The 15,033-nt window shown below is 44.1% G+C and carries 19 protein-coding genes and 1 pseudogene; 12 read left to right on the top strand and 8 right to left on the bottom strand.

Annotated features, from left to right (window positions below):
• Nucleotides 1-20: 20 nt before the first annotated feature.
• The 3 genes from JJB97_RS11700 to JJB97_RS11690 are packed head-to-tail and all read right to left on the bottom strand — an operon-like array spanning nt 21 to nt 2,760.
• A complete protein-coding gene (locus JJB97_RS11700; protein WP_238714181.1) occupies nt 21-233 on the bottom strand; it encodes a DUF2059 domain-containing protein in 213 nt (70 codons plus the stop codon).
• Nucleotides 230-1,990, bottom strand: coding sequence for a GMC family oxidoreductase (locus JJB97_RS11695; protein ID WP_238714180.1), 1,761 nt, complete (start codon nt 1,988-1,990; stop codon nt 230-232). The genes JJB97_RS11700 and JJB97_RS11695 overlap by 4 nt, the downstream gene beginning before the upstream one ends.
• A gap of 5 nt (nt 1,991-1,995) precedes the next feature.
• Nucleotides 1,996-2,760, bottom strand: coding sequence for a gluconate 2-dehydrogenase subunit 3 family protein (locus tag JJB97_RS11690; protein ID WP_238714179.1), 765 nt, complete (start codon nt 2,758-2,760; stop codon nt 1,996-1,998).
• Nucleotides 2,761-3,035: 275 nt separating this feature from the next.
• Between JJB97_RS11690 and JJB97_RS11685 the strand changes: the two genes are divergently transcribed.
• Both JJB97_RS11685 and JJB97_RS11680 read left to right on the top strand, forming a co-directional pair.
• Nucleotides 3,036-4,094 (top strand): FUSC family protein, encoded by a 1,059-nt coding sequence (locus tag JJB97_RS11685; RefSeq protein ID WP_238714178.1) that lies wholly within the window; start codon nt 3,036-3,038, stop codon nt 4,092-4,094.
• Between the two features lie 169 nt (nt 4,095-4,263).
• Nucleotides 4,264-4,584 carry a DUF496 family protein gene (locus JJB97_RS11680; RefSeq protein WP_238714177.1) on the top strand — a complete coding sequence of 107 codons (321 nt, stop codon included), beginning with the start codon at nt 4,264-4,266 and terminating at the stop codon, nt 4,582-4,584.
• A 397-nt stretch (nt 4,585-4,981) separates the two neighbouring features.
• Here the strand turns inward: JJB97_RS11680 and JJB97_RS11675 are convergent, their stop codons facing one another.
• Nucleotides 4,982-5,701: a 4'-phosphopantetheinyl transferase family protein gene (locus JJB97_RS11675; protein WP_238714176.1), complete on the bottom strand. Its 720-nt coding sequence runs from the start codon at nt 5,699-5,701 to the stop codon at nt 4,982-4,984.
• Between the two features lie 140 nt (nt 5,702-5,841).
• Between JJB97_RS11675 and JJB97_RS11670 the strand changes: the two genes are divergently transcribed.
• Both JJB97_RS11670 and JJB97_RS11665 read left to right on the top strand, forming a co-directional pair.
• Nucleotides 5,842-6,060, top strand: a complete 219-nt coding sequence (locus JJB97_RS11670) for a hypothetical protein (RefSeq protein WP_238714175.1) — start codon at nt 5,842-5,844, stop codon at nt 6,058-6,060.
• A gap of 112 nt (nt 6,061-6,172) precedes the next feature.
• Nucleotides 6,173-7,105, top strand: coding sequence for a LysR family transcriptional regulator (locus tag JJB97_RS11665; protein ID WP_238714174.1), 933 nt, complete (start codon nt 6,173-6,175; stop codon nt 7,103-7,105).
• Nucleotides 7,106-7,718: 613 nt separating this feature from the next.
• Here the strand turns inward: JJB97_RS11665 and JJB97_RS11660 are convergent.
• From JJB97_RS11660 to JJB97_RS11650, 3 genes and pseudogenes are all read right to left on the bottom strand, one after another.
• Nucleotides 7,719-8,411, bottom strand: a complete 693-nt coding sequence (locus JJB97_RS11660; protein ID WP_238714173.1) for an LrgB family protein — start codon at nt 8,409-8,411, stop codon at nt 7,719-7,721.
• Complete coding sequence (locus tag JJB97_RS11655) at nt 8,408-8,782, bottom strand: CidA/LrgA family protein (protein ID WP_238714172.1); 375 nt, start codon at nt 8,780-8,782, stop codon at nt 8,408-8,410. Before JJB97_RS11655 ends, JJB97_RS11660 begins: the two co-directional genes overlap by 4 nt.
• Before the next feature lie 357 nt (nt 8,783-9,139).
• Nucleotides 9,140-9,450 (bottom strand): annotated as a pseudogene (locus JJB97_RS11650) (IS3 family transposase); the annotation flags it as partial.
• A 531-nt stretch (nt 9,451-9,981) separates the two neighbouring features.
• Here JJB97_RS11650 and JJB97_RS11645 point away from each other — a divergent pair.
• The 7 genes from JJB97_RS11645 (at nt 9,982) to JJB97_RS11615 (ending at nt 13,184) form a co-directional block, all read left to right on the top strand.
• Entirely contained in the window at nt 9,982-10,845 is an 864-nt protein-coding gene (locus tag JJB97_RS11645) for a DUF6387 family protein (protein ID WP_001515479.1), read from the top strand.
• A 185-nt stretch (nt 10,846-11,030) separates the two neighbouring features.
• A complete protein-coding gene (locus tag JJB97_RS11640; RefSeq protein ID WP_000250489.1) occupies nt 11,031-11,246 on the top strand; it encodes a helix-turn-helix transcriptional regulator in 216 nt (71 codons plus the stop codon).
• 29 nt (nt 11,247-11,275) lie between these two features.
• Complete coding sequence (locus JJB97_RS11635) at nt 11,276-11,587, top strand: hypothetical protein (protein WP_097360070.1); 312 nt, start codon at nt 11,276-11,278, stop codon at nt 11,585-11,587.
• A 14-nt stretch (nt 11,588-11,601) separates the two neighbouring features.
• Complete coding sequence (locus tag JJB97_RS11630) at nt 11,602-11,988, top strand: hypothetical protein (RefSeq protein WP_238714171.1); 387 nt, start codon at nt 11,602-11,604, stop codon at nt 11,986-11,988.
• Between the two features lie 16 nt (nt 11,989-12,004).
• Complete coding sequence (locus tag JJB97_RS11625) at nt 12,005-12,292, top strand: hypothetical protein (protein WP_001567678.1); 288 nt, start codon at nt 12,005-12,007, stop codon at nt 12,290-12,292.
• 90 nt (nt 12,293-12,382) lie between these two features.
• Entirely contained in the window at nt 12,383-12,676 is a 294-nt protein-coding gene (locus JJB97_RS11620) for a hypothetical protein (RefSeq protein WP_049121561.1), read from the top strand.
• Nucleotides 12,677-12,788: 112 nt separating this feature from the next.
• Nucleotides 12,789-13,184, top strand: coding sequence for a hypothetical protein (locus JJB97_RS11615; protein WP_097360069.1), 396 nt, complete (start codon nt 12,789-12,791; stop codon nt 13,182-13,184).
• A gap of 96 nt (nt 13,185-13,280) precedes the next feature.
• Here the strand turns inward: JJB97_RS11615 and JJB97_RS11610 are convergent, their stop codons facing one another.
• The gene (locus tag JJB97_RS11610) at nt 13,281-13,580 is read right to left on the bottom strand and encodes a hypothetical protein (RefSeq protein ID WP_238714170.1); all 300 of its coding nucleotides are present in this window, start codon (nt 13,578-13,580) and stop codon (nt 13,281-13,283) included.
• 793 nt (nt 13,581-14,373) lie between these two features.
• On the opposite strand from JJB97_RS11610, the gene JJB97_RS11605 reads away from it, so the two are divergent.
• A complete protein-coding gene (locus JJB97_RS11605) occupies nt 14,374-15,018 on the top strand; it encodes a hypothetical protein (protein WP_097360068.1) in 645 nt (214 codons plus the stop codon).
• Nucleotides 15,019-15,033: the final 15 nt, after the last annotated feature.

The following is a 15,033-nucleotide window of genomic DNA, read 5'->3' as shown; positions in this document are numbered from 1 at the left end:
TTGGTAAAAGTGTAGCGGTATTAGGCGCAGCTATTTAGCGTACCGAACGGTGTTTTAATCACAACGCCGCCGGCAAAAGGCTTTTGCGGGTCGGCGGTATGACAGGCGGCACAGTCGCCTATTGCGGCCAGATAACGTCCTTTTTCCACCTGCTCGAATTCCGGTTGCGCCGGGGCCTGTGTCGATGCGCCAAGACAGGATAAAGCGAGCAGAGAGAAGGCTAACTTTTTCATACGCCGATCATCTCCCCTGGTTTTTTCAGATAAAAATGGCGTATAGCGTAGGCGGCTTTAAACGCCAGCGCACCGACGGTTCCGGTTGGGTTATAGCCTGGATTTTGCGGAAACGCAGAGGCCCCGACGACAAACAGGTTAGGAACATTCCATACCTGCAGATGCTTATTAACTGAACTGGTTGACGGATCGCTGCCCATAACAAACCCGCCTACGACGTGCGACGACTGGTACGGTACGCTGTTCCAGTGTCCGGTCATCGGTTTGGCGACGATCTCACGTGGGTTCATTGTTTTAGCAATTTCCGCCACTTTGTCGGTACAATATTTCGCCATTCTGAGATCGTTTTCCGGAAAATCGAATGTGATGCGCAGCAGCGGACGCCCGAGACGATCCTGATAATTGGGATCGAGCGAAAGATAATTAGTGCGTGTGGTATAGCTGCTTGCCTCACAGCCAATCGACATTGTGCTCTGGTAGTTTTTTACCATCGCCTGCTTCCAGCCTTTGCCCCACTTTGGCGTACCGGGCGGGGTGGGGTGATAGTTGACAGGCGCGCCTCCAATAGGCGTAACGCGAATGCTGCCGCCACCGAAAAAGCCCAGGCCGCTGTGGTCAAAGTTATCGTTATTGAAGTCGTCAATTCCCATACCAACGGCGCCGGCGCCGATAAAGGGGTTAAATTTTTTGTCGTCGAAATAAAGCGTGACGCCGTTAGCGGTCTGGTAGGCGTAATTGCGGCCCGTCGTGCCGGTATTGGTTACAGGATCGTAGGCTTTGCCAATACTGGAAAGCAGCATGAGCCGCACATTTTCAAAGGTAAAAGCGGCGACGACCACCAGTTTTGCAGGCTGGAACCATTCGTCGCCCGAAGAGTCGATATAGGTTACGCCAGTAGCCTGCGTGCCGTTACTGTCCGTATTGATTTTCAGCACTTCGCAGAAAGTTCGCGCTTCAAAATTAGGCTGACGTATCAGAGCGGGTAACACGGTTGTAATGGCGCTCGCTTTGGAATAGTTAGCGCAGCCATAGTTAGTACAAAAGCCACAAAATGTACATGGCCCCATCGTCACGCCGTAGGGATTAGTATAGGCCTCAGAAACCAGCGAAGAGGGCACAGGAAAGGGTGAATAGCCGAGGTTTTTCGCTGCGTTCGCAAAAAGCACAGGCCCGTAAGGTTGTTTAAGCGGGGGAGTAGGATATTCGCCGGAGCGCGCGCCTTCAAACGGATTGCCGCCTTCCTGGCGCTGACCGTTGAGTACGCCTGCTTTGCCTGACGTACCGGCTATGCGTTCAAACGCCATATAGTGCGGTTCCATCTCTTCCCACGTTGTGCCCCAATCCTGCAGGATCAGTTCCTGCGGAATAGCACCATATTTTTCAGTGAGGTAACTTTTCAGGCGAAATTCGTCAGGCTGAAAGCGAAAAGTGATTCCCGCCCAGTGGTTGCCTGCGCCGCCGGTACCGTTGCCTGGGTGAAATGAGCCCCAGCTACGCATAGGCAGAGCGGTCTGTGATGGATTATTACGTATCGTACAGGTGTTCTGGCGCGTGCGAAGCATTAGCTCCTGACGCTGAACATAGCGCAGTTCATCAGGCGCGGTGGCGATATTAAAATCACGTGCGGTATCGCGCCACGGCCCGCGCTCAATGCCTACCACGTCCAGGCCTTCATCAGCCAGTTCTTTTGCAATAATGGAGCCTGCCCAGCCGAGGCCAATCACCACGACATCGGTTTCACGAAGTTTTTTTACCACGATACTTATCCTTTTTTAATCCAGGCGGCACTACCTGTGATACTCACGGGCGTGAGGTTAAGATCTTCGTTATGGCGCTCGATGAAATCGCGGTAGTCATAGCGTGCGCCGGGAAAACCAATCATTTTCCAGGACACCATATCGCGGTTGCCGCCGTAAATCGGGTCAGCGAAAAAGCCTTCAGTGGTGTTGCTTAGCACCTGGGCAAAAAAGAGCGTGCCATCAATACCGTCAAGGGTGATGGCGCCTTTTTCCAGCGCCCGCAACACATTATCCTGCTCGTCGCCGTTTAGCTCGTGAAAGCGTTTGTTATGCTGCTTACGGACATAATTATCCAGGCCTGACAACCCGAGGCGGTAGCGCTCTCGCGGCGTTAAAGGTGACTGATCGCCCTGTTCCGGCGTGCCTTCACGAAAGGGGCCTTCCCGGTAGAGGCGTTCAAAATTGCCGTAGAAGCCGTGTAACTGGCGATCGATAAATACCGCACAGCCGCAGGCTTTTCCGCCGGGGCTGAGGTCATCTTCCGGAATCAGACGATCGACAATAGCTTCAAGGGTGGCGGCTTCAGCCTCGGTAAAAAACAACCAGCCCTGAGAAGAGTAGGTTTGCGGAGGGTTATCGGCAAAAGGTCGCCAGCCGGGGGTGGCGCCAGTCAACGTAACCGCCTGAGACTGACCGGTTCCAGGCGTCAGTGCCGCCAGTGCTGCGCCCGTCCATGTCAGAACCTGTCGGCGCGTAACGCCTGGCAACGTTTTTTGTGGTTTGCGCATATTGCTTCCTTTAAGGGCAAATAACGCTGCTGCGAGAAAGAATTAATCCAGCAAGCGTTAGCATAAAAGGGGATTTTGTTTTCATTTGTAAATTAAAGTTTAATTAGTCCTGTTTATCTAATTATTGGTCAGAAAAAATGAAAACAATGTTTAAAAACACCTAATGTATTGGGAAAAAATCCCATAAAAGCCCACAAATTAAGCTTTTTGATTTCAACGAGATAAAACAAAACGCGTACAATAGCGATTTCGCTGTGACGTAAAAGGGAACGGTTATGCGTCCTGATAAATCGGTAACTCTCCTGGATATCCGCTTCTATCGTCACTATCGCGTGGTGCACGGCGCGCGCGTAGCGACGGCCTTCGTGTTGACGTTTATTATGGTTCGCCTGGTGAACGTGCCGGAGGGCAGTTGGCCGCTCATTACCCTGGTTGTCGTGATGGGGCCGATTTCATTTCTTGGTAATGTCGTGCCGCGAGCGTTTGAGCGTATCGGCGGCACGCTATTTGGCGCAATAGCGGGGCTGGCGGCGCTCAGGCTGGAGCTGTGGTCATTGCCGCTTATGCTGGCCTGGTGCGCGGCGGGTATTTTCATCTGCGGCTATCTGGCGCTTGGGAAAAAACCTTATCAGGCGTTACTTATTGGCGTTACGCTATCGGTCGTGGTTGGCGCGCCGACTGGCGATATTAAAACCGCGCTCTGGCGCAGTGGCGATGTGATCCTCGGCTCGCTGCTGGCGGTGCTGTTTACCAGTATCTGGCCACAGCGCGCGTTTATTCTCTGGCGTATAAAGTTGGCGGATTTCCTGAACACTTTTAATCAGTTGCAGCAGGCAGCGCTGTCGCCAAACCTTGTGGAACGACCACGGCTCGACAAACCGCTGCAAGCTATGCTGGGTGAAGTGGTGAAAATGCGCACGCTGATGGAACCGGCCAGTAAAGAAACGCATATTCATAAAGCGATTTTTGAAGGTATTCAAACCGTAAGCCGTAACATTGTCTGTACGCTGGAACTTCAAATGAATGCGTGGTGGGCGTCGCGCGAAAGTCATTTTGTAATGCTAAACGCCCGTACGTTGCGCGAAACTCAACAGATGACGCAGCAAACGCTGGAGGCGCTGGCGCGGGCGTTGCACGATGGAAATCCAAAACCGGTGCAGCGCAATAGCGAGGCGCTGGCCGCTATCGCCGGTGAGCTGCGTCTGCTGATGCAGGCGCGTGAATCGGATATTACTGAAGCGACACCCATTCATGGCTATGCCTGGCTTAGCCTTGAACTGGTGCGGCAACTGGACTTGCTGTCGCAGCTTATTGCCCGGGCGCTGCGCAAATAAGCGGCGACTGGCGTCAGGTTGTTTCGATTCAGCGTGATTTAGGGTTATGATACGTGAAATGTCCTAAGCAGGCGGATACCGATGTGAGTAACAGCCGCTATCCTTTACACTACAGCGACAGCGGTTGTCTGAAAGCGAATCCGAGTCTCAATTAGCAGGGGTGGAAAAAATGGAAAATACCAAACCGTCTTTTCAGAATGTACTGGAGTTTGTGCGTCTGTTCCGTCGTAAAAACAAGCTCAAGCGTGAAATTCAGGACGTAGAGAAAAAGATCCGTGATAACCAAAAGCGTGTATTGCTGCTGGATAATCTGAGTGATTACATCAAACCGGGCATGAGTGTGGAGGCTATTCAGGAAATTATCGCCAGTATGAAGAGCGACTACGAAGACCGTGTTGATGATTACATCATCAAAAACGCCGATTTATCGAAAGAGCGCCGCGAAATCTCTGACAAGCTTAAAACGATGGGCGAACCAAAAGGGGCTTAAGCCTGTGAAAACACGCTAATGCCGATCGCTTAAGATTAAGAAGAGGTTCCGTTCAGCTTGCTTTAGGCTTCAGGCAGTGCGGCTTTCTCGTTGGTTAAGGGGTTAAAGGGCGCGTTCGCGCAGCCCTTAACTACTGCGGCGGTTCCATCAGGAAACCGCCTTTTTACTCTCTGCTTAAAACGCTTTTCTGCGGTGTAACACACGCCTTCAGCGCTTTGGCGACTTTATATCCTGGTATAAGCGAAAATACGCCGCCGCCGGGAGTGGTGACAGGCCGAAGATGAATGAAGACGAAACACGTACAGATTCCGTCCTGGTAGCGTGAGATCATAAAGGATATCGGGCTGGCTGAGGCGGCGTTACCTGATACTTATTATGGTTGCAGGGCGCCAGCATATTACAGGGGAGCGCAGATAAGCGTAGTAATAAAGGGCGCGTTATAGCGCCAAACGCCGTTAAAGCAAAGTCCGGCAGGTAGCCGCGGCGCCAGCGCGCGCCTGAGCGATAGCGTAAATATGCCTGCCTTAATGGCGACCAGGGCTGCGGCATCAAAGCCAAAAAAGGCCCGAACTTCCGGCCACAATGCTTTGTAAAGACTTTCTTTTGCCGAGAATGCGAGCAAAACGCTGAGAAGAAGGTCGCCAGGGCGCTGGCGAAGGCATGCCAATTCTTTATCGTCTACGATTTCAGATGCGATATCCTGCATTACCTTTGGGTTGAAGCGTTCCACATCTATACCGATACGCCACGGTTTATCCGCATAGACTGCAGCGGCTATGGCGCGATTGTCCGCGTGGCTTATCGATCCATAAATACCCGCAGGCCAGCGTGGCGCCCGATCCTCTAAACCACGCGTTACGTCACCCGCCACGCCCTGTACCGCCAATAGCCGGTGGCAGCACCAGCGCCCGGCCAGATATTCGGCGCGACGTTTTTCAACTGCGCTGTGCAGGCTTTGAGGCAGCATAATGCCCAGTTGCGAAAAGAGCGCATCGCTGTAGCCTTCCCGGGAAAATGTGGCTGAACAAAAGCGCACATGAGGCTGCGTAATCACTCTACCCTCGGCTATCTGCGGCAGAAAAGGGGGCAGCGTTGACTGGCTGAGCGTTTGCAGCATAACGAATATCCCGGTTAAAAAGCGCATCTTATCATATCGCTACGGTAGATTTTCCTAAGGTGCGCGTGGCTGAAGTGTAAACGGCATTCTTTTCGGTGTATGACAACAGGCGATGGGGCGAATTTGTATCGAACTGTTTATTGTCTTCCCGATCGTTAAATAAATTGCAGGCTATTGAGGGGCTTGAATTTTTTATTCTGCATCACCAGATCGCTGGCGTCGCCACGCTTAAACAGGTTGGCAAAATGACGACCTTCTCATCAGCCAGGGTGAAGAAAGTTAAAGGACACGATTTGCGGTACGGCTGTTTTGCCATTATGAGCAGTCCGGGGCTTAACACGACAGGCATTGTACAATGACGCTGCGCGGCAGGCGGTGCGCAGCAGTCAAACGCGCTGCGCCTGTCTGGCGCAGAATTTCTCCCGGATTTAGGCTGTAAACCTGCAATGTTTTCAGCATGGAAGAACGAATATGCATAGTACTTTGCGAGGTTTTGATTTAAATTTACTGTTGGTTTTTGATGCGCTGCTACGAACCGGCAGCGTCACGGCGGCGGCTCAGGAGCTGTCGTTAAGTCAACCAGCCTGTAGTCACGCGCTGGCAAGGATGCGTAGAATGCTGGGCGATCGGCTGTTTGTGCGCAGTGCCGGGACAATGCGGCCTACGCCGTTTGCCCGCTACCTGGCCCCCTCCATCAGTGCCATGCTTCACTCTTTGTCCGGCTGTCTGGCGAGCGCGCAGCATTTCGATCCTCCCACCAGTCGACACATTTTTACCTGCGCGGCGACCGATTACACTGGCTATGCGCTATTGCCGCATTTTATCAGCCGACTACAAATGCAAGCGCCGCAAATGCACATCAATATTATGGAGTTACGTACAGCGGATTCGCTGGATGATTTGCGCGCCGGACGCATTGATTTTTCACTGGGCGCACGGGGAGAAAATGAAAGGCTGCCGGCAGATATTCATGCAGTTGACGGCCTGGTGGATGAATATGTCGTAATGGCGCGTATGCGCCATCCTGTCATTGGTACGCGGCTTACGCTCGAGCGCTACCTGGCCTGCCGCCATATTGTGGTACGCCCCTGGCACGATGAACCTGGTGTGATTGATGGCGTACTGGCACATAAAGGTTTAACGCGCCAGATTGCGCTCCAGTTACCGACAATGCTGGGTACGCCGTTTATTGTGGCGAAGTCTGATTTGGTGTTGACAATGCCGCGTCACGCAGCGCTCACGTTTAGCCATATTGCCGAACTGGATATTTTCCCTGTGCCTTTTCCCACACCAGAATACCGCTTGCGGATTTGCTCACACAGCTCAGCGCTTAACAGCAGTGTGCATCGCTGGGTGGAGCAGCGGCTGCTGGACGCTATGAACGTGACAAAAAAATTGCGCTGAAGACGGCTCTTACTGGCGAAGCAACCATAAACAAAGCGCGGATTAAATGCCATGCAGCCCGGTTAAGGCAACATTTTTGATGTCTGGTCGGGCGCTCGCAGACGTGGGTCGTTTTCATTTTTAATGCGTAAAAATCTTTATGGCGTATGCAATTTAAATTATACGTTAGATGTGTTATCCGGTTTTGCATAATCCTGATTTACGATGTTTTTTGTGATTATTAAACAAAAGATTACTTTTAGTGACAGGATTGGTTTTACAGTTTTATTTTAATGAACTGGCTTATATATAGAAAAGGCTTGAGCGTTTTATCTGCGTTGGCGTTAAAAATCAGCGGTTATGCAAACCTTACCGCGCCTGGCGCCGCTTCTCTTATTCCAATATGTTGGGGCTGTCCGTGTGTAACGTATTTTTTAAGGCCAGTAAATATGGCGGTGCTTTATTTTGTCGCTACATTCGGGAGAACGGTAGTTTTAAAACAGATGTGAACCGATTGGACAATGGGCTGCGTGGAAACATCGTAGTGTGCGCTGACCAGACTGCCCCGCTTTCGCTATGACGTTTCCGTGTTGTTGCTTAAATTAATAAAAACGCTTTTGTTAAGCCGGGCGCTTTAGAAAAGAATGAATTGCAATACAGGCGCGCTCAATACCATACACACTCCGGCAAACATCATAACCAGGCTGGCTACAACGCCTTCTTCGGCGCCCAGTTCCCAGGAGCGCGCCGTACCCGCACCGTGCGATGCTCCCCCAAAACCAGCCCCTTTTGCGGTGCCGTGGCGAATTGACAGCCGTATAAATAAAATATCGCCAACAGCAACGCCAAATACGCCGGTGAGCACCACAAAAAAGGCCGCCAGGTCAGGTATGCCGTTAAAGGATTTTACAGCCGCCAGCGCGAAGGGCGTTGTTACCGAGCGTACCGCCAGGCTTCGCTGAATATTTTCAGGCAGTTCAAACAGACGTGCGAGCCAGACCGACGTTGTTACCGCAATAAGCACAGCTGTAACGACGCCGCCTGAAATGGATAACCAGTGCCGACGTATCATAGGAATATTTTCATAAACGGGAACTGCGAAGGCGACGGTTGCAGGCCCCAGCAGCCAGACAAGCCAGTGGGATTCCCCCGAATAATTCTGCCAGGATATTTTAGTCACCAGTACGAAAATAACCATAATGACAGGCGTAAACACCAGTGGCATAAAGGGTAGAATATGCCAGCGACGATATAATTGTTTATTCAGAAAATAAACAAGCAACGTTAAAACGAGACACAGTATTTGGATACTATATGAACTGTTCATTTAACAGCCTTTTTGAGTTCATAATTGTATAATTTATCAACAACCCATGCGGTCGTCGCCAGAACAATTATCGTGCTTAATGCGATAACTGCTATAATTCGTATTCCCTCTTTTTCAAGGATGTCAAAGTAATTTATTATAGCAACGACTGCCGGAACAAAAAATAACAACATTTCTGAGAGCAGAAAGGTGGCGCCCTGCTTTACAAATTTGACCGGCAATAGCCCGGTTATTATCATGATGAATAAAAGTAACATCCCGATAATATTGGCGGGAAGCGGAATTGAAAAATAATCAACAAGTTGGCCGGCAATAATAAAGATAACAATATAAATAATAAGTTGCAGGCCAGTTATTAAAAAAAGTTTCATCTATCTAATCGCTCATGTAACAATGAGAACATCATATACCGGTATATTTTATTCTGAAAATGAATAAACTTAATAATAGCCATTCCGGTATGGAATGGCTGATACTGCTGACAAACCCCATCCTGTCGCAGACAAGATGGATGAAATACAATAAAAATAAGGAAAATCAACGTATTGATTTTCGCCTGCTTACCACCACAAAAAAAACGTTTTTTCCTTCTTTGTCAACAATCTGAGCCATTCCGGTATGGAACGGCTGTTGTTAAGACCCGCAGGCTGCTCAGCCCGGGCGGCAGAGAAGAATGAAGTATTGCCGGTGGCGTAAAATGATCTTATCTATGTAATGTGGACACAACCCTAAGCGAGATTCTGGTTTTCAAACTGCTCCGGACTGAGTCCGCCACAGGCGCTGTGCCGACGCCACCGGTTGTAATCGCACTCAATATAATTAAACACCGTCGTGCGCATTATCTCCCGGCTGATAAAGCGCTCAGCGTGGTTGCATTCGAGCTTCAGTGAGTGGAAGAAGCTTTCCACACAGGCATTATTGTAGCAGCAACCTTTTACATTCATGCTTCCATGCAGCTCAGTAGATCCTGATAATCTGCTGAACAGTACTGCCCGCCACGAGCTGTATGAACGTTGACATTTTCCGGGCGCTTACGTCGCACGCCGCTGATGCCACGCATACCAGCCGCTGTTGTAAATGAAGTGCCTGCCAGGCTGGATGCTATTTTGAGTTAACGCCAGGACGTAGAAAAGCAAAAAGCCTGCTTCGAAAGCAGGCTTTTCAAATATGGCTCCTCTGACTGGACTCGAACTTCATCTACATCTCCTGTTATTACTGCCTTTGTTAAATATAGCCATATTTTTACCAACATATTTACCATCATTATTGTTCTCTTGTGGTAAAAATGTCAATTAAAAACAATTGGTTGTTGTCATAATCATCTGACTATACGTATCTAAATTTTCTTTCATTATCAACATGATGTTGTCGTTATTTTTGTTAAAATAAATGATGAAAAACAATTGGTTATTTTTTATTAAATAAATCATGTTTAGTCAAGGTGAAAGCACTGACCTTCAAGGTCACTTACTGTGCTCACACCATTTTGAAAACCCGCTCCTCTTTTCCACTTTCTCTATCATGTTGAATGGGCTAACGTTTAGGAAACACAAAAGCAATCGGTAGAACAATGACTACACAAAAGGAAATGGAAGAAATCAGGGCAGCGTTATCTTGGTTTGATGTACGCCGATATGATGGCCTGAAAGACCTCACCTTAGAACAAATCTATGCAGAGCTTGAAAGACGGATGTTGGCTTACAAAACAAGACAACAATGGGAAACAGCAGGCAAAGATAATCAAATGCAAGCGATATACCATGATGCCACAATCCGATGTGGTGATGTGATACTTAAATCAGACTGGATTTCAGACAATCACAGACTGTCGCATAGCTATGCTGTAAGACCAATGACCAGAGTTCAATTGTTCAACTATGGGCGGGCTATGTATCGGCTGGAGACTTCAGAGCAAACAGACCCTGTTGCAGTGAGTTCCGACTACATCTCTGAGTATCTGAAACAAGGAGGCATGAACCCTGCTAACAAGATGCTGATTGAAATTGACTTGGAAGAAGCCAGCAGTGACGATCTCGCAGAACATCTGAAAGTACTGATTGCTCTATGGCAAAAGCACCTGAAAACGCCTAAACCCCCGAAACGAAAATTTAGGTTTGGTCATAAGACCTTTGAAAGAATACTTGATTACAAAGTCATCCCTTTGATGGATTTGATCTCATGGGAACAGCTCTACAACGAAGGTAAGAACATACCTTTCACCATTTTAGCTGACATCCTGCATGGTAATAATGGGGTCAGAAGTAGTGAGAACATCAAAGATACTGATTATGATTACGCGAAAAGTTATCTTGATAACGATGAGTACTTCAAGGTTTTAAATGATTTCTATATTAAAAACAATATGTTGAAGGATTGGGGTATCGTTGATGTGATAACACTTAACGATAAATCCTCGGATAAAAACAAAAAGTAAACACAAGGGATGTTCACAACCTGCGAACATCCCTAAAAAGCGTATCCCTCCAAAATTTCCGCGAAACTCACGGTTGGTGAACATCCCTAGTTTAGAACTAGCCAAAATCCTAGAATTATCTCCATCGAACAACATACTAAAAAACGAAATATCCAAGATATTACGTAAAAAAAACAGGAGATAATATGGTTCAAAACAAAACAGATAAACATCCGAAACTGATTCGTTTGCCAGAAGTAAAAAGAAGAACAGGGTTTGGTAAAACGTGGATATATACCTTAATAAGAGCGGGTAAATTTCCTAAGCAAGTAAAAACCGGATTGCGCTCTATAGCATTTATTGAAAGTGAGATTGATGAATGGATTTACAAAATCATTTCTGATTCTCGCAATCATATCTAAAAAAGTTTATTAAATAATGAGAGGTTAAGATGAAAAGTAAAAACGTACTGCCTTGTGTGGTGACTGTTACGAATGATGAGACAGAAGTATTTATGGAAATGGCAATAAATAACTTTAGAAAACATCTTCAGGTCATGATTGATTGTATGGGAAATGATTATGAGCGTCATTTTAAAGACCGGCTTTATATTGAAGAAGTGATTGGAAAAGTGATCGAACGAACAAAACAAGAGTTTGCTGAATCAATGAAAGATAATAAAGGGAAAGAATATTATCTGTTCTTTGATGAGGTGAGAAGGAATCTGAGAGTTATTTACTCTGCGTATCGTACTAACTATTAATGAGAGAGGAAAATATGAACGAAAAATGTTTAGGCTGGAATGAAATACCCGTTAAAATATCCGCAAGTAATGCTGAGGCAGCAAACTTTGCTACTGATGTTGTAAATACCTATAACGAGTTAATACATTACTTATACTTTAATCTAAGTGATGATGAATTTCTGAAAAAAATGAAGGATGGATTTTACAGGGAGATATTCATAATGGATATTATTAATCTCACGCTACAGGAATGGTTTGAAAGTGCTGAAGAGATAAAGATTAAATACATATCAGTTCCAGAGGTTAAAACTATACTAAGTAGTTATCATGAGTTTTTGATTAAATGCTTTAATGGTGATGATTATGTTCTTTATTACAAAAGAATAGAAATCAGCGCAAATAAACAGACTGTAATATAAAATAAGAGGTAATGAAATGAGTGAAAAACTGATGAAAGAATCTCAAAAAGTATTTATGCATATGGCAGGTTTGTTTTATGAAATGAAAATGAATACGCTTAAGGAAGTCCGACCCGATGAAGCAGAGATGTTAATGGAGGATGATGCATTCATGGATAGTATTTATAAGGATTGTATCAAAAATGCAAGCGCATCTTTTAAAAAGGTAGTCAGATGGGAGTACTTTGAACAAGGGCATTCAGTAAAAATGGTTGATAAGGAGGTGGTGTTGATAACATTACGTGTTAATCACAAACGAAGATAAAAAGGTTATTTAATAAATCATTTTTAGCCTCATTCATGGGGCGAAAAAATAAAAAAGAAAACAAATATCATTTAATAGTGAGGCGTAACCATGAGTAAAATTTTTGAAATTAAAAGTGTATCTACAGAAACGTTTTATAATATTGCAGAGCGTTCGTTTGAGGCTAGTTGGAAGGTTATGCAGGATATGGCCTCTGATAATGTCTCATACTTGGTATATGATGCGGATTTTATGTGTGTTTTCATCGGCAATGTTATTGAGCATATCAGTAAAAATTTTTACATCATTATCCAATGTGAATGTCTGGAAGGAAAGCTTGAAGAAGTAAACTTTGAAGAGGTAGCGGAACGTCTGGTCCGGCATTCATGGGAGTATTGTAAATAATATCAAAATAAAAATAGATTAAGAAATCATGGGCAGAGTTGTTATCTACTCACTGATTTAGATTATGTGGCCCCGTAATGGGGCTGTACATCGATTACAAGAGGAATATGATATGAATGATGTGGTATTATACGAAAAAAATGAATCAATGTCTTTTGCTATTTGCACGGTCTTATCATTATATTGCGATTTCATATACGAAATAGCATATGGATTTCATAATGAAGCGGTAATGATCATTGAAAATGAAAAGTGTGTGGGACAGGCACTTAAAATACAAATAAACAATCTATTCGATGATTTCGATTACTACAAAAAAGTGAATGGAACAGAAAAAGTAAAACGGGAAGATATAGATGAAAAAGAACTCTTTAACAAAGTAATGGCAGCACATAACCAAGGAGTAAAAGCGCTAATCATAAAGAATCTTGAGGCCAATCTTCGAGAGAAAGAGGAAGGTTCTGAATATTGGAAGTTAAAAATATTTAATAGGTTTAATGGGATATAGAAGTCAATGTAGGCTTCTATATATTCAGATAAAGAAAGTAGTCATGATCTTTATCTCATCGGAGAAAGTGTTTTTCATGGCTGGATATTTAAAAAATTATTTTATTTTATTTTGTTTTTCATTATTTTTTCGACTTTTTTTTTTTTGTGATGTAGATAAATTCCTTTTAATCTCTTTCATTTTGTTTTTAAAATTAAGATTATCTCTTTCATCATGCAAGGACTTCATTTTATTATATGCTTCGTCACTGAAAGGATGTAAGTTATCATCTATTTTTTCATCTAAGTAAGAAGAAAGGAAGCATCTATCAAAATAATTTTTTCTAAGCGCATCGTAAATTTTAGCACTATCAATAATTGTTTCATCTTCTGGTTCTTTTTTTATATGGTCTGTCATGTTGACTCCTCTTATTTTTGAGTGAAATGTGTATATATTTTATTTTAAGGGATTGGTTCAAAGTGTCAAATTTAAATGGTCTTTCAAAATAACGTTCAATGGTATTTTGAAGCTTTCAATACTGAATTATATAAGAATGTTTTTACATGTTTATTTGAAAAATAGCTATCAACTTAAGTACCGGGATTCGGGACTTTAACTCCCGGAAGTCGGTGCTTTTTTTAGCTATAACTGGCCTGAGAGCATTTTTTTTCTTCATTATTCAGTTAGTGAAGATGAGAACAACTAATCATAGATGCTTTAGGAGGCAGTTTTACCTTTTATTGCATTAGTTTCCTCTCTTGCATTTATATCTAAGCTTAGTGATTGTTTGGAATAATCACTAAGCGCTGCTGCTGAAAATATAGTTTTATTATACGTTTAAGATCAAATATCATAGGTTGTAAATAACATGCTATATTTCAAGATGTGATCATTATCAATTATCATAAGGAAATGATCTATAACGAAACTAGATAATTTAAATTTACCATTTAAGTTATACGCTAAAACGAAATAATTGATTCAGTATTAGGGCATAGCCGTGTGTAAGTAGTAGATGGAATTTTCAGGAAGAATGTTTTAAAAATACATGCTCATATTATTTTAGCAGTATAAATGAATGTGATTATTGTAACCATGATGAAATAAAAAATAATAACCCTATTATAAACAGAGGTTGACTTTCTACAAATCGAATAATACCATGATAACTATTTATGTTATTATGATATTAGTTAAAAATGGAAAGAATATGAATAAAAGACTTAATATGCTATATGTCAACAACATTAACGCATTAAATAATTACCGTGAGAAACATTCAGATAATAACTTACATGGCCCCCTCCTTTTAAAGCTAAAAAATTATTTTCATCAGCATAATAAATTGATGGTTATTGGACAGGAAACCTATGGATGGTGCAACTCTCCCGATATTAATGAACAGCTTGAAACATATGAGGAGTTCGATTTTGGCGTATCATATTATAGCAGTCCATTCTGGAATATCATAAGGAAAGTAGAGCGAGCGCTTAGTATTGAACCATATGCAATTGCATGGTCAAATCTGAATCGGTTTGATGTTGATTGCGGATCACCAGATTATACCGAGCTAGCTAGAGATATATCATCGTTTGATTATATATTAAAGGAGGAAATTAATATTCTTACTCCTGATATATGTGTTTTCTTCACAAATCATAAATATGATCATCGACTAACGTCTTTATATGAAGATTTAATGTTTGAAAACATAAATGGATTGCCAGAAAAACATTTCGTAAGATTATACCATCCAGACCTCCCAGAACATACGATTAGAGCGCCTCACCCTAAAACAATCAGAATAAAAGGATGGGAAAATGATTTTATAAAATATATAGAGGCTATTAAATGATTATGCAGATGCGAT

The organism is Tenebrionibacter intestinalis (assembly GCF_016632365.1).
GTDB lineage: Bacteria > Pseudomonadota > Gammaproteobacteria > Enterobacterales > Enterobacteriaceae > Tenebrionibacter > Tenebrionibacter intestinalis.
The sequence above is the reverse complement of the archived record's forward strand: the minus strand, read 5'-3'. Positions and strand labels throughout refer to the sequence as shown.